The sequence below is a fragment of the Lactococcus sp. dk101 genome, assembly GCF_009601055.1.
Classification (GTDB): domain Bacteria; phylum Bacillota; class Bacilli; order Lactobacillales; family Streptococcaceae; genus Lactococcus.
In genome coordinates this window covers 21113-40831 of record NZ_WITI01000004.1, presented here as the reverse complement: position 1 = coordinate 40831, position 19719 = coordinate 21113, and the positions used below count along the sequence as shown (strand labels likewise).

20 protein-coding genes are annotated in these 19719 nt (G+C 38.5%); 14 read left to right on the top strand and 6 right to left on the bottom strand.

Translation table 11 applies throughout. The features are described from left to right. Positions 1–14 precede the first annotated feature (14 nt). Positions 15–1685: a peptide ABC transporter substrate-binding protein gene (locus GHI45_RS04715; protein WP_147779735.1), complete on the bottom strand. Its 1671-nt coding sequence runs from the start codon at positions 1683–1685 to the stop codon at positions 15–17. A 271-nt stretch (positions 1686–1956) separates the two neighbouring features. Between GHI45_RS04715 and msrA the strand changes: the two genes are divergently transcribed. The 6 genes from msrA to GHI45_RS04685 all read left to right on the top strand — a co-directional run bounded on the left by msrA (position 1957) and on the right by GHI45_RS04685 (position 4615). After that, complete coding sequence (gene msrA / locus GHI45_RS04710) at positions 1957–2475, top strand: peptide-methionine (S)-S-oxide reductase MsrA (protein WP_147779736.1); 519 nt, start codon at positions 1957–1959, stop codon at positions 2473–2475. Between the two features lie 19 nt (positions 2476–2494). After that, positions 2495–2704, top strand: coding sequence for a YozE family protein (locus tag GHI45_RS04705; RefSeq protein WP_147779737.1), 210 nt, complete (start codon positions 2495–2497; stop codon positions 2702–2704). Between the two features lie 66 nt (positions 2705–2770). After that, positions 2771–3592 (top strand): Rgg/GadR/MutR family transcriptional regulator, encoded by an 822-nt coding sequence (locus tag GHI45_RS04700; RefSeq protein ID WP_147779738.1) that lies wholly within the window; start codon positions 2771–2773, stop codon positions 3590–3592. Positions 3593–3841: 249 nt separating this feature from the next. Further along, complete coding sequence (locus GHI45_RS04695) at positions 3842–4048, top strand: hypothetical protein (RefSeq protein ID WP_147779739.1); 207 nt, start codon at positions 3842–3844, stop codon at positions 4046–4048. Between the two features lie 32 nt (positions 4049–4080). Continuing rightward, a complete protein-coding gene (locus tag GHI45_RS04690) occupies positions 4081–4257 on the top strand; it encodes a hypothetical protein (RefSeq protein WP_153497406.1) in 177 nt (58 codons plus the stop codon). Continuing rightward, positions 4238–4615, top strand: a complete 378-nt coding sequence (locus tag GHI45_RS04685) for a hypothetical protein (protein ID WP_147779740.1) — start codon at positions 4238–4240, stop codon at positions 4613–4615. Before GHI45_RS04690 ends, GHI45_RS04685 begins: the two co-directional genes overlap by 20 nt. Before the next feature lie 28 nt (positions 4616–4643). Here GHI45_RS04685 and lysS read toward each other — a convergent pair whose 3' ends face one another. Beyond that, positions 4644–6098 carry a lysine--tRNA ligase gene (gene lysS / locus GHI45_RS04680; RefSeq protein WP_187230081.1) on the bottom strand — a complete coding sequence of 485 codons (1455 nt, stop codon included), beginning with the start codon at positions 6096–6098 and terminating at the stop codon, positions 4644–4646. A gap of 228 nt (positions 6099–6326) precedes the next feature. On the opposite strand from lysS, the gene GHI45_RS04675 reads away from it, so the two are divergent. The 8 genes from GHI45_RS04675 to GHI45_RS04640 all read left to right on the top strand — a co-directional run bounded on the left by GHI45_RS04675 (position 6327) and on the right by GHI45_RS04640 (position 15382). Further along, positions 6327–8168: an APC family permease gene (locus GHI45_RS04675; RefSeq protein ID WP_187230078.1), complete on the top strand. Its 1842-nt coding sequence runs from the start codon at positions 6327–6329 to the stop codon at positions 8166–8168. A gap of 328 nt (positions 8169–8496) precedes the next feature. Continuing rightward, entirely contained in the window at positions 8497–9501 is a 1005-nt protein-coding gene (locus GHI45_RS04670) for a YeiH family protein (RefSeq protein WP_147779742.1), read from the top strand. Between the two features lie 112 nt (positions 9502–9613). After that, entirely contained in the window at positions 9614–10186 is a 573-nt protein-coding gene (locus GHI45_RS04665) for a TetR/AcrR family transcriptional regulator (RefSeq protein ID WP_147779743.1), read from the top strand. Between the two features lie 5 nt (positions 10187–10191). Beyond that, positions 10192–11268, top strand: coding sequence for an ABC transporter permease (locus tag GHI45_RS04660; RefSeq protein ID WP_147779744.1), 1077 nt, complete (start codon positions 10192–10194; stop codon positions 11266–11268). 1 nt (position 11269) lies between these two features. Further along, entirely contained in the window at positions 11270–11947 is a 678-nt protein-coding gene (locus GHI45_RS04655) for an ABC transporter ATP-binding protein (protein WP_147779745.1), read from the top strand. A gap of 152 nt (positions 11948–12099) precedes the next feature. Beyond that, positions 12100–13320, top strand: a complete 1221-nt coding sequence (gene thiI, locus GHI45_RS04650) for a tRNA uracil 4-sulfurtransferase ThiI (RefSeq protein ID WP_147779746.1) — start codon at positions 12100–12102, stop codon at positions 13318–13320. A 133-nt stretch (positions 13321–13453) separates the two neighbouring features. Beyond that, positions 13454–14866 carry an MFS transporter gene (locus GHI45_RS04645; RefSeq protein WP_147779747.1) on the top strand — a complete coding sequence of 471 codons (1413 nt, stop codon included), beginning with the start codon at positions 13454–13456 and terminating at the stop codon, positions 14864–14866. Positions 14867–14932: 66 nt separating this feature from the next. Beyond that, positions 14933–15382 (top strand): SACOL1771 family peroxiredoxin, encoded by a 450-nt coding sequence (locus GHI45_RS04640; RefSeq protein WP_147779748.1) that lies wholly within the window; start codon positions 14933–14935, stop codon positions 15380–15382. Between the two features lie 18 nt (positions 15383–15400). On the opposite strand, the gene GHI45_RS04635 is transcribed toward GHI45_RS04640, so the two are convergent. From GHI45_RS04635 to GHI45_RS04620, 4 genes are all read right to left on the bottom strand, one after another. Further along, the gene (locus tag GHI45_RS04635; RefSeq protein WP_228386014.1) at positions 15401–15904 is read right to left on the bottom strand and encodes a GNAT family N-acetyltransferase; all 504 of its coding nucleotides are present in this window, start codon (positions 15902–15904) and stop codon (positions 15401–15403) included. 90 nt (positions 15905–15994) lie between these two features. Next, complete coding sequence (locus GHI45_RS04630; protein WP_147779773.1) at positions 15995–16885, bottom strand: IS982 family transposase; 891 nt, start codon at positions 16883–16885, stop codon at positions 15995–15997. Positions 16886–17019: 134 nt separating this feature from the next. Further along, positions 17020–19059: a sodium:proton antiporter gene (locus tag GHI45_RS04625; RefSeq protein ID WP_147779750.1), complete on the bottom strand. Its 2040-nt coding sequence runs from the start codon at positions 19057–19059 to the stop codon at positions 17020–17022. Positions 19060–19168: 109 nt separating this feature from the next. Continuing rightward, entirely contained in the window at positions 19169–19618 is a 450-nt protein-coding gene (locus GHI45_RS04620) for a hypothetical protein (RefSeq protein WP_147779751.1), read from the bottom strand. Positions 19619–19719 lie beyond the last annotated feature (101 nt).

Here is a 19719-nt window from a genome sequence, read left to right as displayed (position 1 = left end):
GTTTTAAATGTCGTTTACTTGACGTAAACAGTCTTCAAGTCGTATTCAAGCCCTGTTCCGTGGAAGTTCAATCCTTCAAGCGAAGTGCTACGGAGGGCAGGTGTCGTACGGAAGAAGATTGGATTGATGTTTGCTTGGTCATAAAGCGCTTGTTCAGCCGCTTTATAGTCGGCATTACGAGCAGCGTCATTGCTGACATCAGGTAGGGTTGAAGCTTTTGTCCAAGCGGCTTGATAGGCAGCATTTGTGAAGCCACCGTCATTGTAACCAGAACCGGCAGCAAAGAGTTGGAGGAAGGTTGATGGTTCAGCGTAGTCGCCACCCCAAAGGGAGTTAACGATGTCAAATTGATGATTGGCGGCGTCTTTCAAACGTTGTTGGAATGGGACGATTTTTTCAGTGATGGTTAAACCAGGTAGGGCTTTGGCATAGGCTGTTTGGAGGAAGTCTGCTTGTGCTTTTGCAGTAGGAGCATCTGCATCTGTTTCATAAGAGAGATTGACTGCTGTAACGCCGATTTCTTTCAAGCCCTTTTCCCAAAGTGCTTTGGCTTTTGCTAGGTCATAGGCATAAGGTTGTGCGACATATTTGGAAAAGTCTTCGCCAGTTTGTGTTTTTGCCATGCCTGCTGGGGTGAAACCAGTCGCAGGTTTAGAGTCTGCAGTAGTTTGACTCGCGATAGAAGCGCGGTCAGTAGCAAGGTTCAAAGCTTCACGAATGTCTTTGTTTTGCAAAGCTTTGGCAGCAGTAGTACTTGTAGTGCCTTTGCCAGATTGGTTGTATTCGAGATAGTCTGTTGTAGATTCTTTAAGTTCAACAAGTTGTGCATTTTTGGTGTAAGTCTTGTTGGCATTGTAAAGTTCAGCAGTTCCCAGTGCTACTTGGCTGAGCTTGCCTTGTTTGAAAAGTTGAACGGCAGTATTTGGATTTTTAACGACTTGCAAGTCAATTTCGTTTGATTTTACATTGGCTTTGTCATAGTAGTTAGGATTTTTTACAAGGACGAAACTTTCGTTTGTTCCTGTCCAACCAGAACCTTTAAAGACGAATGGCCCGTCATAAACGGTTTTGGTAGATGAAGTACCATAATTTTTTCCTTGTTGAGTGACAAATTTTTGATCCAATGGATAATAAACAGATTCAGCCAGTAAGAATTTGAAGTAAGGTGTTGGTTGAGTCAACGTAACGGTCAACTGAGTGTCGCTGTCAGCTTTGACACCAAGTGTGTCAAGGTCAGCTTGCGTGGCAGTCTTCAGAGCCATGATTTTGTTTGCATTTTTGATGTTGCCAAGTAAGTAAGCGTATTGTGACCCAGTAGTAGGATTGACCGCTCGTTGCCATGCATAAACAAAGTCTTTGGCTGTCAATGCGTCGCCGTTTGACCATTTCAAGCCTGAGCGAAGTTTGATTGTCCACGTTAAGCCATCAGCTGATTCAGTAACAGAAGTTGCCAAAGCATTTGCAGCGTCACCGTTTGCAGCAACACGGGTTGCGCCTTCTTCAGTGTTACCGATGAAAAGATTTGAATAAGTATCTGTGTTGAGCGTTGAGTCGAGTGTTGAGATGTCTGTGGGAATTGCGAGTGATGGGACTTTTGATGTTGCAGATGTTGAGCTACATGCTGCAAGTAAGGCTGCTGATGCTAAAGTTGCGGTTCCTAAGCTGACTTTTTTCCAATTTTTCATGATATTTTCCTCTTTATATTATTATTTTCGATATTGTACTAAGTATTCTGAATTCTTTGGAATACGATAAAATTGATTATACTCGCTTTAATATAAAATGTAAAGATAAAAGTGATAAATATTTTGAAAATTATCATATATTTTTTAAAAGACCAAATCACTAATATTTATGATAGGCTAGAAAGAGCTGTATATCTAGCTTAATGGACTTTTTAAGCCAGAAAAAATAAAAAGCTGTGTTATAATAAAACAAAGAAAGTGAGAAAGACTTATGGCAAAAGAAAAAGCAATATTTGCTGGCGGCTGTTTTTGGTGCATGGTACAACCTTTTGAAGAACGTGAAGGGATTTTGACCGTCACGAGTGGCTATACAGGCGGAGATTTTGCCAATCCAACCTATGAACAGGTCAAGCAACATTTAACTGGACATACGGAAGCAATCGAAATTATTTTTGACAATGAGCTTGTCAACTATGAAGATTTGGTCGAATTGTATTGGCAGACGACGGATCCAACGGATGCCTTTGGCCAATTTGAAGATCGTGGCGACAACTATCGTCCCGTCATCTTTTATACGACGCCAGAGCAGGCTGTCATTGCTGACAAGTCTAAACAAGCCTTACAAAACTCGGGACGTTTTGACGAAGCAATCGTGACAAGCATTGAACCAGCCCAAGTTTTTTGGCCAGCTGAGAGTTATCATCAAGGCTTTTATCGCAAGCACCCAGAAGAATATAAAGAAGAAATTCAAGACCGCCGCGACTTCATTTTGAAGCATTGGTCTGAATAACTAGAAAGGTGAAAAAGACATGTCATTTTACAGATTTTTAATGAAATATCGTGCACCCATCGAAGTTGATGATGTGACTCGACTTGCCAATTTGGCATTTCATGATTCACTATTTCCAAAACAAAGTAAAGATTTTGAAGAAATTTCCACTTATCTGGAAACTCATGCCCCATTTTATTTCAATTTGACCCTATTTGACCAAATTTGGCAACTTTATTTGGAGAATTGATAAAAGCGGAAAGATTGTGTTTAGTTTTTATGCGTGTTACTAAAAATAATTCAAAAAGAGATAACAATGGAAAATCAAATCAATAATGCATTTAAGGAAATCCGAAAAAAATTGGGATTTAAGCAATCAAGTTTTGTTGAACTGGGCATTTCGAAATCGTCGATTTCACGCTTTGAAAGAGGAGAAACTTCGCTTCCTGTACATCAGTTTTATCAAGCATTAGAGTTTATGGATATTACCTTTTATGAATTTAACCAAACTTATTTATCATATCGTAATAGTGAGTTCAAAGAAATGTATGATGAAATTTATGATGCTTACTATTCAAGGGATGTTTTAAAGATCAAGAAAATAATGTATAAAATAAAATCTCCTCTTCTAAAAATTGCTCTCAAAAGTTTAATTTATGATTTTGAGAGAGGTGGAAAACTTACTTATTTAGAAAGGGAGAAGCTAGTTGACTTCATTTTTAGTATCGAAACATGGGGAATATTTGAGTTTTCAATTTTGCAGTTTTCTATTGGACAAATAGATGAAAAAAGAATCGTCAAAATACTAAAACTGATGAAAGAAGAGACTTCACAATTTACTAGTATTAGGCAATATAGGCGTTATATTGTCCAAATTTTTTTGAAGGGAATTTTTATATTAATTTTACTAGGGGATAAAAATGATAGTGAAAATTTTCTAAAAGATATTCAGAAAATGACTGAAAATGATGACTTATTCCTGAAAAATTGTATTTTATTCATGGAAGGATATTATGAATATAAATTTTTCAATATAGAACTTGGTAGAAAAAAAATAAATGAATGCATAAACATTTTTGATACTTTGGATTGTCAAGATATGAGCAACTTCTTTAAATATCTTTCAAGTACGATTTAAAAAAAACTCATTATAAAAATCCCTATATAGGGATTTTTATAATGAGTTTTTTTGATTTATGCCATAATATGATTACGGAAAAGATATGTGAAGCTAGCCACATAATTTAGCCGATGTTAATTTAAGCAATCTGATATTAAATCAGAATTTTGTCATATTTGACTAGATATTTTGGGTGATTTTATGTATTATAAGAAATGTAAATTATTAGTAGCTTCAGTTCTTATCACGGCGTGTTTGACGATGAAAATGGAAAAAACAAAAGCTGATGTTGATACGCCAATGATAAATAAGGAAGTCCTCAATTCAACTACGCAGGTTATAGCACAGGGTTTCGCAGGAGACAGTGGACCTGTTCGATTTAGAACAGGAGGTGGATTTTATTGGTCGGACGGCGGAAGTTTTAGCCCAAGTCTAAATATTGGAATCGCATCCGATTTATTCAGTTTTCTTTAGGATATTCGTCAAGTTCAGGAGGTGGATTATTCGTGTCTGTCCCAGATAAAACTCATTATTTTAGAGTGTATGTAGAAAAATATTATACAATTAAGAAATATGCGCTTTATGGAAGATATTTAGGTGGGGGTTCAAGAGAGGTCTTTATTCGTTATGGATTTGAAAATGATTTGACAAAGGAGAATGTTTATGCAAAACAAATTCATTAAATTTTTAGTGCAAGTTGTTGCTTTAATCCTTGTGGCTATTGTCTCGATTACTGCCTATCATTATTTTGTGATTGCAACACCTATGTCACCAAACGGCGCTTATCAGTGGGGACAACCTGAACAAATCAAATCACTTTCTGTCAATAGTGACCAATCAACATTTGTTTTCTCTGAGGAAGGAAATTCTGATAAGGGAACGGTAAGCTCACTCAATGAAGGAAATTATTTGCTCAAAGGGAAGAAAAATGAATACTTGCTTCAAATCCGTCAAGGAAGAAGTTATTGCTTTGCTCAGTTGACGCCAAAGATGTCTAAAGTTTCGAAGATAAACAAGGTCAATGATGTTCCAATGAAATAAAAAAAGCTGTCAGAACTGACAGCTTTTTTTATTTCATTGTAGGGAAGAGCAAGACATCGCGAATGCTTGTTGTTTCTGTGAACAACATAACCAAACGGTCAATCCCAATTCCGAGTCCACCTGTTGGTGGCATACCGTGTTCGAGTGCTTCGACAAAGTCGTAGTCAATTCCTGTGGCTTCGTCGTCGCCAAGTTCTTTGGCTTCGGCTTGTTTTTCGAAACGTTCCAATTGATCGATTGGATCGTTCAATTCAGAGAAGGCATTGGCAAATTCGTGACCATCAATAAAGAATTCGAAACGGTCAGTGAAACGTCCATCTTCAGCATTTGCTTTAGCAAGTGGTGAAATTTCTTTTGGATGTCCGAAAACGAAAGTTGGTTGAATCAATGTTTCTTCAACATAAGTTTCAAAGAATTCATTGATGATGTGACCAACAGTATTCATGTGAGGGTCAAGATGAATGTTGTGTTCAGCAGCAATTTTAGCAGCTTCTTCAAAAGTCATTGGTGTCCAGAAATCAACACCAGAAACTTCCTTGATAGCGTCAACCATGTGAACACGACGGTATTTACCAGCCATGTTGATTTCGTGACCATCGTAGTCCAAAACTTCTTTGCCAACAACATTTTGAGCAACAGTTTGGAAAATTCCTTCGACTAAGTCCATGACATCGTTGAAGTCAGCGTAAGCTTCATAACTTTCCATTGTTGTAAATTCAGGGTTATGTGTTTGGTCCATTCCTTCATTACGGAAAATACGGCCCATTTCATAAACTTTTTCCATGCCCCCAACAATCAAACGTTTCAAATGAAGTTCTGTTGCGATACGGAGAGCCATATCAATATCAAGTGTGTTGTGATGTGTAAAGAATGGACGTGCAGCAGCTCCACCAGCTTCGTTTTGCAAGATTGGTGTTTCAACTTCGATAAAGCCAAGGCTGTTCATGTAACGACGAATTTCAGAAATGATACGTGAACGTGTGATAAAGCGGTCAAAGCTTTCACGATTTGAAATCAAATCAAGGTAACGTTTACGGTAACGTGTTTCAGTGTCAGTCAAGCCGTGGAATTTTTCAGGCAATGGACGCAAAGCTTTGCTCAAGAAAGTAATATGAGTTGCTTTAATCGTTACTTCGCCGGTATCTGTTTTCATGATGTCGCCATCAATTCCGAGGAAATCACCGAGGTCTGCTTTTTTGAAAATTTCGTAATTTTCTTCGCCAACAGCGTCTTTACGAACGTAGATTTGGATTTGTCCTTCGCGGTCTTGGAGATGGGCGAAGCCGACTTTACCTTTTCCACGTTTTGTCATCATACGTCCAGCAACGGTCGCTTTAAGCCCTTTAGCTTCAAGTTCTTCCTTTGAGTCCGCGTCAAATTCTGTGTGTAATTCAGCAGAATTATGAGTTCGTACAAATTTTGTGCCAAATGGATCAATCCCTGCAGCGCGCAGATTTTCCATTTTTTCACGACGAACTTTCATTTGGTCATTTAATTCTTCAATTTCAGCCAATTTAAATAGCTCCTTGTAAAGTTTATTCAAGCCTATTTTAACATATTTTTAGGAAATTTACACTTTACTTTGTTGATATAGCATAGAAATATCAATTATCAAGCGGATTATTAAATTTTTAAAAATTTTAAAAATAAAAGCTGTCATATTTTTAAAAAAATGCTATAATAATTTGTTATTACTTTAGGAGTAGAAAAAGTGTTTAAGAAATTAAAAGAAATTTTAATCGGTAAACCTCTGAAATCTTCAGCAGATGATTCTAATTTGTTGAACAAAACTCAGGCTTTAGCGATGCTTTCATCAGATGCACTTTCGTCAGTTGCCTACGGCCCAGAACAAATTCTTTTGGTCTTGATGGCAGTAGGGGCAGCAGCAACTTGGTATTCAGTTCCGATTGCAGCTGTTATTTTGGTGCTTTTGTTTGCCTTGATTTGGAGTTATACTCAGGTCATTCATGCTTATCCTTCTGGCGGTGGTGCATATCTGGTTTCGACCGAAAATTTGGGAACCATTCCTGGTTTGATTTCAGGTGGTTCGCTCTTGGTCGATTATATGCTGACTGTTGCAGTTTCGACTTCATCAGGAGCCGATGCGATTACCTCAGCCTTTCCTGAATTGTATGCTTACAATCTAGAAATTGCCATCGTACTGGCATTGGTTCTGATGTTCATGAATTTACGTGGTCTGCGTGAATCAGCATCATTTCTGATGATTCCCGTTTATACCTTTATTGTCAGTACTTTCATTTTGCTTGGCGTTGGGGTTTTTAGAATTTCAACTGGAAGCCTGCCATTTCAAGCTCACGCGCACATCGGTGCATCTATCGGAGGTGTGAGTTTAATCTTGCTTTTGAAAGCATTCTCGACAGGTTCGTCATCGCTGACAGGTGTTGAAGCTATCTCAAATGCTGTGCCATTTTTCAAGCGTCCAAAAGAACACAATGCCTCATTGACATTGGTCATGATGGGAACCATCCTTGCCGTCTTCTTTGCAGGGGTTGTCTTCTTATCATATTGGATGGGACTTGTTCCAGGGGGAAATGTGACGGTCATTGCACAAATGGCCAATGGGCTACTTGGTGAGAGTACGCTTGGACGGGTCATGTTCTTTATTTTCCAACTTTCAACAGCCTTGATTTTAGCGGTAGCGGCAAATACAGGTTATTCAGCCTTTCCTGTTTTGGCGTTCAACATGGCTAAAAATAAATACATGCCACACATGTTTACAGCCAGAGGCGACCGGTTGAGCTATTCAAACGGAATCATCAGCCTGGCGGCTGGAGCGATTGTCTTACTCTTGATTTTCAAGGGGGAAACAGAACGTTTGATTCCCTTGTATGCGATTGGAGTCTTTACGCCATTTACTTTGGCACAAATCGGGATGGTCGTTCATTGGAAACGTCGTTTGGGAAATAAATTTATTTTACATTCCATTCCAAATATCATTGGTGCGGTCATTTCATTCTCAGTTGTTTTGATTTTGTTGATTTTCCGTACTGCAGAGATTTGGCCATTCTTTATCGTTTTACCAATCTTGATTTTCGCCTTTATGCGGGTTCATCACCACTACATCAATGTGGCTGAACAATTACGCCTACGCGAAGGTGTGGCAGAGCATAAATTTGATGGAAATACTGTTATTGTTCTCGTCGGAAATGTGACCAATGTAGATTTAGGTGCGATCAACTATGCCCGTTCTATCGGTGATTACGTGATTGCCCTTCATGTTTCGACCAAAGAAAATACGCAAAAAGAACAAGAAATAGAAAATGAATTTGAGCAAACCTTCCCAGATTTACATTTGACAGTCATTCGAACCAATTATCGTGACATTGTTGCACCGTCCATTCGTTATATCAGTTTGGCAAGTAAAAATGCGAAGAAGCACAACTTTACAACGACGGTTATCATTCCGAACTTTATCCCGTCTAAACCATGGGAAAATATGTTCCACAATCAAACCGGTTTACGTTTGCGTGTCGCTTTGAATTCTCATGAAGATATTATCTTGGCAAGCTACAATTATCATTTGAAAAAATAAAAAAGTCACCGTTGGTGATTTTTTTTGTTTTATTAAAGTTCAGTTTCAAATAAGTTTGAATTTAGACACAGTTAAGTAGTCACTGTTATACTATATTTATTCCAAAATAAATTTTTCATAATACTCCTAATAAAAATGGTATCCGAGGTGAGTGCGGGTGCCTTTTTTTCAGCCATTTTAATGGCTAGAAAAAACGGACAAGTCTCTATCGCCTTTTTTTCAGTCATTTTAATGGCTAGAAAAAACGGGCGTACGCTACTTGAAAAATTTTTTTAAATGCCTTTATTTTATTTCCGCCAAAGTCAGTTGAAACTGATATAATGGAAAAATGTTTAAGAAAAAAGATGTCATAGGCATTACTTTGTCTGTGCTGATTGCGATTATTGCTTACTTTTTAAACCTGTCCGTGCTGACAGGTCTTGGTGCACCGACCATTTCGATTTTGTTGGGGATAATTTTAGGAAATCTTTATTTTCATCAGCCCCAACTTGAGAGCGGAACGGCTTGGTCTGAAAAAAAGTTACTTGAGTATTCGGTGATGCTCTTAGGTGCGACCATAACTTTCCAAACCATTCAAAAATTGGGTTGGTCTGGCGTTGCCTTTATTGTGCTTCAAATGACACTGACCATTGCCTTCGTCCTGTTTATTGGTGGCAAACTTGGCTTTTCCAAAAATGATGCCAGATTGATGGCGGCAGGAAACGCGGTCTGTGGATCGTCTGCTATTGCGGCAGTGGATCCCGTCGTAGGTGCGACAATCAAAGAACGCCGAACATCGATTACCATGGTCAATCTAATGGGAACGGTACTCATGCTGACATTGCCTGCTATTGGGACTTGGGTTTTTGGCAGTTCCAATTTTTTACGTGGGGCATTGATTGGTGGTACGGTTCAGTCAGTTGGACAAGTTGTAGCATCAGGAACCATGGTCAATCAAGCCACAACGACCACTGCGACCCTATTCAAAATCATGCGTATCATGTTGCTTGTTTTCGTAGTTTTGTTTTTCGGAATGCAACATCGTCGTGAACAAGGTCAAAGCAGTAAATCAAACCAAATCACAGTGAAACGGAATAGTTTTCTGCCTTGGTATGTGCTTGGCTTTTTGATTTTGTGTGTCCTAAATACCGGAATTCACTTTCTTCCTTTTGTTTCCGATGCAGCACATTTTCTGAGTTCTTGGTGCGAGACGATTGCACTTGCTGCGATTGGTTTACGGTTGAATATCATTGAATTTATCAAAGCGGGAAAGAAGCTGATGATTTATGGCTTTGCCACCATCGCCTTTCAAGTCTTGCTTGCGCTCTTACTTATTTCACTTTTGCTAAAATAAAACCAGAATTTTTTCTGGTTTTTTTAATTAAATAAATTGACAAGTATTTTTTGCTTTGATAAAATAAAAACAAGAAATGACACTGTGTCATTTCAAGGAAAAGAGAGTTAAGATGCCTAAAGAAACTTATTTTAGTCTTCCTGATGAAAAAAGAATGCGTGTTTATCAAGCCTGCAAACAGGAGTTTGAAAAATATTCATTCCATGATGCCAAAATTATGCATATCGTGAAAGCATTAGATATTCCGCGTGGAAGTTTTTATCAATATTTTGAGGATTTGACGGATTGTTATTTTTACGTTTTATCAAAAGAAACGACAGAGCTTCATGAAATTTTCATGGAGTTGATCAAGCACTATTCGCTAGATGAAGCATTAGAACGCTACAAGTATTTACTTGTTGATGAACTTTTGCATGGGGAGCGAGCGTCGCTCTATCGTTTTCGTTTTTTAGATTGGAATTATGAATTGGATCAGGCCTGGTCTGAACGAATGGTGACCAGTTTTGAAAAAGAACGAAAAAATAATGCTACAATTCAGGTCTTTAAAGCAGTGGTACATGATTTAATTTATCAACTGTATAGTAAAAATTGGGACGCTACAACTTTTATTGCGCATTACGATAGTGAAATTTCAGTACTCATCAACGGGATTAACACTCTAACAAAAGTAGAAAAACAGGAGTAGAAAAAATGTTCTTATCAACAAGAGAAATTTTACATTATAAATCGCGCTATTTTTTAATTGGCAGTATCATTTTTTTGATTGCTTATGTGGTTCTCATTTTGTCAGGACTGGCAACAGGCTTGGGGAATGAATTTAAGGAAGCTGTCGTTAACTGGGATGCCAAGAAAGTTGTCCTTTCTGACAGCTCAAATAATTTGCTAAATGGTTCTCAAATTTCACAAGAAGATTTGGATAAAATTGAAGGTGGAGAAACGTCAACCCTGTCTTTATTCACAACCTCTGTGGATAAGTCAGATGCTGACCGGGTCAATGTTACCATTTTTGCCATGCCTGTGGATTCTGTGATTAAGCCAGAAATAGTGGAAGGAAATATGTATTCAGACGGGGATGCCGCTGAAGCCGTTGTTTCACAAGGACTTGTTGATGAAGGTTTCAAAGTCGGAGACGAGATTAAAATTGGAAATCACAAGACCAAGGTAAAAATTGTTGGGATTTCTAAATCCGCTCAATATTCTGCAACGCCGGTGATTTACACTACATTTGGCACATTGACTCAAGTTCAAAATAATGTCAGAACTGACACACCTCCTTTTGTCAACGCACTGGTTGTCAAATCAGGAACTGTCAGTACTGACAAGGTTGCCTCAGGGACTTTAAAGACCATTTCGACGGACGAATTGATCAATAATATTCCGGGTTATACCGCTCAACAAACAACTTTAGATGCCATGATTTATTTCATGTTCTTGATAGTAATGATGATTGTGGCGGTCTTCATGTATGTGATTACCCTACAAAAAGTTCCAGTTTTCGGTATCATGAAGGCTCAAGGAATTTCAAATGCTGTCATTGCTAAATCGTTGCTTTGGCAAGGATTCTGGGTAGGAATTTTTGGTGTCGGTCTTGCTTATTTGGTAAGCTACGGGACAAGTTTCATCTTGCCGTCAGCGATGCCATTTGGCATTAACTTCAATGACTGGACAATTTACAGCATTATCTTAGTCTTTGTCTCAATTATCGGATCAGCCTTTTCAGTCTTTACCGTTCGAAAAGTTGACCCTACAAAAGCGATTGGAGCCTAACATGAAAAATATTTTAGAAATGAAGCAAGTCGTAAAAAGTTTTGGTCAAGGGCATACTGAAGTTCAAGCCCTCAAAGGTATTGATATTACAGTTAAAGAGGGCGAATTTGTCTCTATCATCGGGCCATCTGGCTCAGGAAAAAGTACGTTCCTGACGATTTCTGGTGGTCTTCAAACGCCAACATCTGGAACGATTTCAATAAACGGAAAGAACTTTACCAACTTAAATGAAAAAGAGCGTTCCAAATTGCGTTTCAAAGAAGTCGGTTTTATTTTACAGGCTTCCAACTTGATCCCTTATCTCAATGTTGAAGATCAATTCAGATTGATTGATAAAATCAACAGAAAAAAAGTGTCAGGCCAAGAAGTAAAAGGACTCTTGCAGGCTTTAGATATTGAAGATTTGCGTAAAAAATATCCTGGCGAATTGTCAGGTGGTGAAAGACAACGTGTGGCGATTGCGCGCGCGTTGTACAATGATCCTAGCTTGATTTTGGCAGATGAGCCAACAGCAAGTTTGGATACGGATCGGGCTTATCAAGTGGTTGAGCTTTTGAAAAAAGAAGCACATGATAAAAATAAAGCTACTATCATGGTGACACATGATATTCGGATGATTGAACACAGCGATAGTGTCTATCGGATTGAAGACGGTACCCTCACAAAAATTGAGGGATAAGACAAAGCAGAATGAGAATTCTGCTTTTTGTCATTCTTGCGGAAATCATAAGTCCTTTTGCTTCAAGTTTATGCTATAATTGGAACGTTGCGTGTTTTGGAAAAAGCACGATGAACATTTGAAAATAAGATAACTAATGAAAGAGGAAGTAAATGACCGTTTATTATGACGAAATCATGGTTCGGTATGGTGAGCTTTCAACGAAAGGGAAAAATCGCGGATTTTTCATTAACCGTTTGGCAAAAAACATTCGTGAAGTCTTGTCAGACCTGACAGAATTAAAAATTTCAGCCGTTCGCGACCGCGCACATATTGTTTTGAATGGCACTGACTATGCCGAAGTTTCTAGACGATTGACGAAAGTTTTTGGAATTCAAAATTTTTCTCCATCAATTAAAGTAGAAAAAACAATGCCTGCGATTGAAGCAGCTGTTGCTGATTTATTTAAAGAAATTTATACTGACGGAATGACGTTCAAAATCGCTGCGCGTCGTGCAGACCATGATTTTGAACTAGATTCTACAGAAATAAATTTGACACTTGGCGATGTTGTTTTTGACAATTTTGATTATGCTAAAGTGCAGATGAAAAAACCTGATATTACGCTTCGGGTTGAAATTCGCCAAGATGCAGCTTATTTGAGCTACGAGACAATTAAAGGAGCAGGTGGAATGCCTGTTGGGACTGCTGGTCGTGGACATTTGATGTTGTCTGGTGGAATTGATAGCCCTGTTGCAGGTTATTTGGCTTTGAAACGTGGCGTTGAGATTGAGGCCGTGCATTTTGCAAGTCCTCCTTATACTAGCCCAGGAGCCCTTAAAAAAGCCAAGGATTTGGCAGCCAAATTGACTGTTTTCGGTGGTTCAATACAATTTATTGAAGTACCATTTACCGAAATTCAAGAAGAAATCAAAGCAAAGGCACCTCAAGCTTATCTGATGACTTTGACACGCCGTTTCATGATGCGCGTAGTTGACAAAATCCGTGAAAATCGTGTTGGGAAAGTCATCATCAATGGGGAAAGTCTTGGACAAGTGGCGTCACAAACACTTGGGTCAATGTCTGTCATCAATGAGGTAACCAATACACCCGTTATTCGTCCTGTTGTGACGATGGATAAGATTGAAATCATTGAAATTGCTGAAAAAATTGACACGTTCAACCTTTCAATTTTGCCATTTGAAGACTGCTGTACAGTTTTTGCACCCCCTGCACCAAAAACAAATCCAAAACTTGATAACTGTCTCCAATACGAAACACGTTTTGATGTAGAAGGTTTGGTCAATCGTGCAGTTGAAGGCATTATGGTCACTACAATTTCAGGTGAAAATTGGGATACTGAAGAAGTTGACGAATTTGTTGATTTCTTATAAAAATGAAATGAAAAGAAGGTGAGAGCTTTCTTTTTTTGTCAGTGCTGACAGAATTTTTCTTTTTGACAAAAGTCAAGAATTCCTTTAAAATTATTAGTTGCTTTAAATAATTATAAGTATGAAAAGAGAAAAAATGACGGAACGCACAAAAGCGTTGATTGCTATTGGTATTTTTACATTTATGTCCACTTTGGACGGGTCGATTGTCAACATCGCGCTGCCGACCATGTCTCGTGAACTTCACACATCAACGGCTGAAATTACATGGGTGGTAACGATTTATCTGATTGTGATTTCGGCAATCATTCTCATTTTTGGACGCTTGTCAGATCTGATAGGCAAAGCAAAAGTGACCAAGATTGGCTGGGCTATTTTTATTCTGGGTTCCTTTCTAGCAGGTTTTAATTTTGGCTTTGGGCTGCCTTTCCTCCTTTTCGCTCGAATTATTCAAGCGATTGGGGCTTCTATGATGATGGCGACAAGTTTTGGGATTGTCTCTCAGATATTTCCGGCTGAAAGTCGCGCCAAAGCCTTGTCAGTTGTGTCAATGTTTGTATCAGCCGGGTCGATTGCAGGGCCTGCCATTGGCGGTGTGATTTTGCAAGTAGCCTCGTGGAATTATATTTTTTGGATTAATGTGCCTATCGGAATTGCAGCTTGGATTTTTGGCAATCGCGCCCTTCCAACCACAAATGGACATGGAAAGCTGTCGGATATGGATTTGAAAGGTGGGTCATTGATGACAGCAGTCATTGTCCTTCTTTTCCTAGCTTTGAATTTTGGCATGACGCTCGGCTTTACAAATCCTTTGATTTTATCAGCAGTCGTTTTGGGGCTCATTTTATTCGCCCTCTTTATTCGGACGGAACAAAAGAGTCCTGCTCCCTTACTTGACTTGGGGATTTTCAAATCCAAATTATTTTCACTTAGCTTAATCATGGCCCTTTTAAATTTTACGGTTGCTATGTTTTCTAGCATTTTGATGCCCTTTTATTTGCAAGATTATCGTGCTTTTCAGCCCGGACTTGCGGGCTTGTTCATGATGTGTTATCCGCTAGCCATGCTGATTATGAGTCCGATTGCAGGAATTATTGCTGACAAGGTGGATAAAGAAATTGTTACATTTGTTGGAATTTCAGGAATTGCCCTGTCTCAAGTGGGTTACTTACTGATCACTTCCCAGACACCATCGTGGTGGGTCGCATTTGTCCTATTGCTCCAAGGTGGATCCGTTGGAATTTTCCAAAGTCCAAATAATGCCTTGATTATGGAAACGGTGGAAAGAAGATACCTCGGCATTGCAGGATCAGTCAATTCGTTGGCTCGAAATTTTGCTTTCGTCTTGGGAACCTCGCTTGCTACGATTATCTTGTTCTTTTCAATGTCAAAAATTACAGCCACAAAAGTCAATAGTTACCTACCTAAACAGCCAGACGTCTTCTTGCAAGGAATGCATATTGCCTTCTTCTTTGCATTAGCTTTCACGCTGATGACATGGATTTTAGCACTTTCTCGGCTTTTGGCACGAAAAAGAATGCACCAATAAAAAGGAAAACGGGGCAATGAATGAACTCGTTTTTTTATGGTATAATTTTGATGAAAAGAGGGGAATATGTCAACAGAAAAACATCATTTTTCATCATCAATCCAGTGGCCTGGCGGACGAAATGCGACCGGTCAAATCAATACAGGCGTCATTCAAACGGCTATTTCTGTTCCAGCGACGATGGCTGGGCCAGGTGAAGGAACCAATCCCGACGAAATGCTTTTGGGCGCAGCAAGTACCTGCTATACGATTACCTTGGCTGCCCTGCTTGAGCGAAATCAAATCGAACCGCTTGATTTTAAAGTTACTTCTGATGGTGTTGTGGACGTGACAAATGGCATCTTTAACTACGAAGGCATCCAGCATCATCTTTATTTAAAACTAAAAGCAGACGCCACAGCGCATCAAATGGAATTAGCTGAAAAACTGGCGAAAAAAGCAGAAAGTAGCTGCATGATTTCAAAAGCACTGAGTGGTAATGTTGCGGTCAGCGCTGACATTCATATCCAAAAATAAAACTCCCATATGGGAGTTTTATTTTTTCTTAAGACAGTACCAGTATAAATCCAAAAACTCACCGTTATTATTTGTCATCGCTGATGGACAAAAATTGAATTGTGACATCCCTAATTTTTTCATAAGCGGAATACTTTTTTCTTGATCACACGTTTCAGCGATAATTTCATTCGCTATATTTAAAGAGAATGCGTTATTTATTAAGGCTTGACAGCTTTCCAAAGCTAATCCTTGGTTCCAGTAATTTCGGTTAATCCACCACCCAATTTCAAACGATTTTTCCGTTTTAGTCTCTTTGAAAAGAATGTAACCAATGACTTTATGAGTACTTTTTAGCATGACAGCATAAGCAACTGTTGGGTGCTTATTGATGCAGAAAGTATTTAAAAAATTTTGTGTTTGTAAGTATGTAAAAGGTTCAGAAGTATAAAACATCAATTCTTCGTCAGAGAAAATCTCGTACAAATCTTGTAAGTCAGCAGTATTAAACGCTCTAATAATTACTCGCTCAGTTTCAAGCATTTTGACTCCAATCATATGTGTAATTTGTCGGAAATTATAACACTTTCAATATTTTTATTCAACTAATTAATAACCCGAATTGCTAGTTAATTATTTTGCCATCACTTGATAACCAATTGAGTACTTCAAAGTCTCTGGTTTCAATGTTTTAGCTAGCTTGAGAAGGATAGAATATACTAAAAAAATCATTTCTAATTTGAGCTGAAAGCCTTGCGCAGATCTGCTTAATGATTTTTCTGATCCAAAATGAGTAAAAAAAGAAAACACGCGTTCAATAACTTTTCTGCGCTTTGAAAAGTGTGGAAAAGGGAGTGCTTTCTGCTTCATATTCTTTCTTACGGGAGTAATAAGTTCAATCCCTTTAAGCTTCAGTCTGTCATGAAGTCCCCGACCTAAGTATCCCAGATCACCAAGAACTGTTGATGTTGCATGTTTGCTCAAAAGTTCTTCTGCTGTAGCGCTGTCGGAGTGGGAGGCTGGTGTAATCACGTAGTCAATAAGATATCCAGATTCACTCACTAACGCATGACACTTACAGCCGTAGTAGTACTGGTCCTTCGTTGCGTTGTATCCTATATTTGAGTAGTCACCCAGTACTTTACTTCTCAAAATTCGAATAGGCTGACAGAGCTGAATAGGAAAGCTGTCAATAATAGACACACTTATTCCTTCAATTTCTTTGAATATAAGTTTTTGGCGCATCTTTTGAATTGTTGGCATGAGGGCATTGCATCGCCGCACAAACCGAGAGTATTCAATGAAATGGGGAAGCATACTAAGTGCCAAGTAATGTTTTGCTCTTACAGTTTCACTACAATGAAGAACGCCCCATAAATAAGCTGCTATGATGAGCGCATCCGATGTACCAAGGTGAACATTCTTTCTATTCTTGACTTGAACTGGAGCAGTAGCTTCATAGAGGGACTCAATGGTATTTAATAGATAAACAAAAACTTTGGGAAGTGTGTTATAATCATTCATATCAGTCATGCGCTTTCTAAACTTAATTGGTTAAGAATAGAATAGCATGGCTGGTTTTATTTTGCATTAAAATCAACTAGCAATTCGGGTAATTAATAATTCATATCCAAAAATAAAACTCCCTTGTGGGAGTTTTATTTTTTCTTCTTTTCAAGTAAGTTAAAGAAAAGCGTGCGGTGATTGCTTTCCATCGAATAATCTTCCAAGGTATTGACATTTTGACGAAGCAATTTGGCTTCTTTGGGCGATAATTGACCAGCGGCTTCATATTCAAAAATTGATTTTCTTTCCAAGTAATAAGCGCGCATCATTTCACGATAATTATTTGGTTCAGAACGATGAAGCACGTGAGTGATATAGCCACCATGCGCAACTAGCTCAGCAGAACGCAAGCGCTCTGTTTGCAAGAAATCAATCAGTTGCGTGTCGTAAACACTTTCCAAATTTTCGAGAGCTTCTAAAATGATTTCTGTATTTTTAAAATAAAGGGTGGTAATTTCTTCGCGGGTAATTGCACGTTGTTCAGCACGCGGTTTATCAAACCAAGTGATATGCAAAATTTGGCTGAAGAATAAATGCAAGGTTTTGAAAAGTACCATGGAGAAAAATTGTAAACTTGATGCAAAAGTATGTGAGATTGACTTTCCGAGTGAGCGAATGTAGCGATGATAAATGCGATAGGTCGGAATAGAGATTTCACCATGTTTATAAGCATATTCAAGCCCTTCAGATTCCAAACGCATGATTAAAAGTTGCAATTCATTGAAGTCAACAGAAGTACTGGCACTTTCTTGCTCGATAATGAGCTTTTGGATACGGTCTTGATAATTGTCAATGGCAATCGAATAGCCTTCTTTATTTTTGACCTTGTCCATGTCTTTACGCAGTTCATTGACCACATCATTTAAGAGTGAAACTTTGGCAAGATTGTTCACTTTGATAACTTTCTTGGTGGCAAAAAATGGAAGAATGAACATGCCGACAAGGAAAGATAAGGCAGTGACTGAAGCCACTAAAAAGATGAGCAAGCTATATGGAACGCTGTCAATACGAGGGAAAAGTAAGATAGTCGCGATTGAGACAGTTCCTTTTGAACCAGCAAAGGTCAATAACAAAATATCGTTCCAATAAATGCCGAAGCGTTGTTGATTTTTTCTTGTTCTGAAAAAATAATAAATCGTTAATGAAACAAAACGCAAGGCAAAGAGTGCAATGGTTAACAAAATAACCATTGTAATCAAACGGGTATTTGAATAGAGTGGACTTTTGAGCAAAGGCATGGCAAGCTGATGCAATTCAATTCCCAAGAATAGAAAGACCACAGAATTCAAAATAAAGACAATCATGTCCCAAAGTGTATTTTTTGTTTTGGTCACTTTGGCATCAAATAAGGTCGTTTTCTTAATGCCGTTGGCCTGCAAAACACCAGCGACAACAACGGCGATGATTCCAGAAACATCAAGGATTTCTGCTACTAAAAAGGCGGAAAATGGAATGGTATATTCAAGCAGAAGATAACTGATTGAATCGCGTGCCGCAACAGAATTCAGCAGCCGCAAAATCAAATTTTTCAGCCAAACCAGAACTGCCCCGATGATTGCTCCACCGATTGCCGACTCTACCAAGTCGATTGTGGCATGAGGCAGGGAGAAAGAACCAGTTGTCAATGCAAGGACAGCGATTTGAAAGGCGATGATACCAGAAGCATCATTGAGTAAGCCTTCACCCTGCAAAATACTGGTTACGCGCTTGGGAAATTTAAAATTTTTCGACAGGGCCGCAACGGCAATGGCATCTGTTGGTGCCAAGCTGGCTCCCATAGCAAAACAAGCTGCAATCGGAATTCCAAAAATCATGAAATTTGTCAAATAGCCAAGCCCAAAAGTAGTAATGAACACGAGCGGTAAAATGAGAAATAAAATCGTCGAGAAATGTTTAAAAATGTGCGTGATATCGGCTTCTTCGCTTTCGCGAAACAAGAGTGGCGCAATGATAAAGCCAAGAAATAATTCAGGCTCGACATTGACCAGTTGAGAAGCGCCCATGAAGCCAAGCAGAACACCAAGGATAACCTGAATTAGAGGCAAAGCCAGCTTCGGGAAAATCTGATGGAGGACATTTGAAAGGACGAGAGCGAGGAGAAATATAATGACGTAGAAGATACTATGAAGCATGAACTTCCTTTCTTTTTTATTCTTATGGAAGAGAGAAAATCAAAGCGCGTGCTTTGATTTGATTAGGCATTAGAAATATAAGGATAATTAAACGCTTACAATAAACGGTTTATAATTTCTTATAAATATCTAATCTTTGCTTAATCTTTAAATCGATTTTACTGCAATCTTTCTGTGCCATCTTGAGTTTTGAACGTTTGACTTCCAGTTCGAGAATTTGTCTCTTCAACTTTTCTTTCTTTTGGTCATCGGTTTCGCCGCTCAGAATAAACTCCAGTTTTTGCTCAAGAATGAGTTTGCGGTCTTCGAGTTCTCGAAGTCTTGTTTCAAGCGCAGCAATGCTTTCTTCAGGCGCGTCTTGACTTTTTAAGCTATCAATATCGGCACTTAAATGAGCAATGTCAGCAACGCAATCCTGAAGTGAATTTAAGGTTTTTTGCTCTTTTTCTTCGAGAGAAAGTGGCGTGAACACTTCACTCTCATTTGGGTCAATCGGGTGTTTTTCAAAGTAGAGCGCACGCAACTCCGTTAATTTTTCATCAAAATCAAATTTATTCATTTGGCACCAACTTAATTTTTTTATAATTCTATTATATCAAAAATATTTATGTAAAAAAAAGTTAAACTATTACATATTGGTAATTAAATATTTCAAAAGTA

Coding starts and splice junctions, on each gene's coding strand:
- GHI45_RS04705 (WP_147779737.1), top strand. CDS start 2,495: ATGTCATTTTACAGATTTTTAATGAAATATCGTGCACCCATCGAAGTT.
- GHI45_RS04655 (WP_147779745.1), top strand. CDS start 11,270: ATGAAAAATATTTTAGAAATGAAGCAAGTCGTAAAAAGTTTTGGTCAA.
- thiI (WP_147779746.1), top strand. CDS start 12,100: ATGACCGTTTATTATGACGAAATCATGGTTCGGTATGGTGAGCTTTCA.
- GHI45_RS04625 (WP_147779750.1), bottom strand. CDS start 19,059: ATGCTTCATAGTATCTTCTACGTCATTATATTTCTCCTCGCTCTCGTC.
- GHI45_RS04630 (WP_147779773.1), bottom strand. CDS start 16,885: ATGAATGATTATAACACACTTCCCAAAGTTTTTGTTTATCTATTAAAT.
- lysS (WP_187230081.1), bottom strand. CDS start 6,098: ATGAAAGTTCGTCGTGAAAAAATGGAAAATCTGCGCGCTGCAGGGATT.
- GHI45_RS04660 (WP_147779744.1), top strand. CDS start 10,192: ATGTTCTTATCAACAAGAGAAATTTTACATTATAAATCGCGCTATTTT.
- GHI45_RS04635 (WP_228386014.1), bottom strand. CDS start 15,904: ATGCTTGAAACTGAGCGAGTAATTATTAGAGCGTTTAATACTGCTGAC.
- GHI45_RS04620 (WP_147779751.1), bottom strand. CDS start 19,618: ATGAATAAATTTGATTTTGATGAAAAATTAACGGAGTTGCGTGCGCTC.
- GHI45_RS04645 (WP_147779747.1), top strand. CDS start 13,454: ATGACGGAACGCACAAAAGCGTTGATTGCTATTGGTATTTTTACATTT.
- GHI45_RS04665 (WP_147779743.1), top strand. CDS start 9,614: ATGCCTAAAGAAACTTATTTTAGTCTTCCTGATGAAAAAAGAATGCGT.
- GHI45_RS04695 (WP_147779739.1), top strand. CDS start 3,842: ATGGAAAAAACAAAAGCTGATGTTGATACGCCAATGATAAATAAGGAA.
- GHI45_RS04700 (WP_147779738.1), top strand. CDS start 2,771: ATGGAAAATCAAATCAATAATGCATTTAAGGAAATCCGAAAAAAATTG.
- GHI45_RS04670 (WP_147779742.1), top strand. CDS start 8,497: ATGTTTAAGAAAAAAGATGTCATAGGCATTACTTTGTCTGTGCTGATT.
- msrA (WP_147779736.1), top strand. CDS start 1,957: ATGGCAAAAGAAAAAGCAATATTTGCTGGCGGCTGTTTTTGGTGCATG.
- GHI45_RS04685 (WP_147779740.1), top strand. CDS start 4,238: ATGCAAAACAAATTCATTAAATTTTTAGTGCAAGTTGTTGCTTTAATC.
- GHI45_RS04715 (WP_147779735.1), bottom strand. CDS start 1,685: ATGAAAAATTGGAAAAAAGTCAGCTTAGGAACCGCAACTTTAGCATCA.
- GHI45_RS04640 (WP_147779748.1), top strand. CDS start 14,933: ATGTCAACAGAAAAACATCATTTTTCATCATCAATCCAGTGGCCTGGC.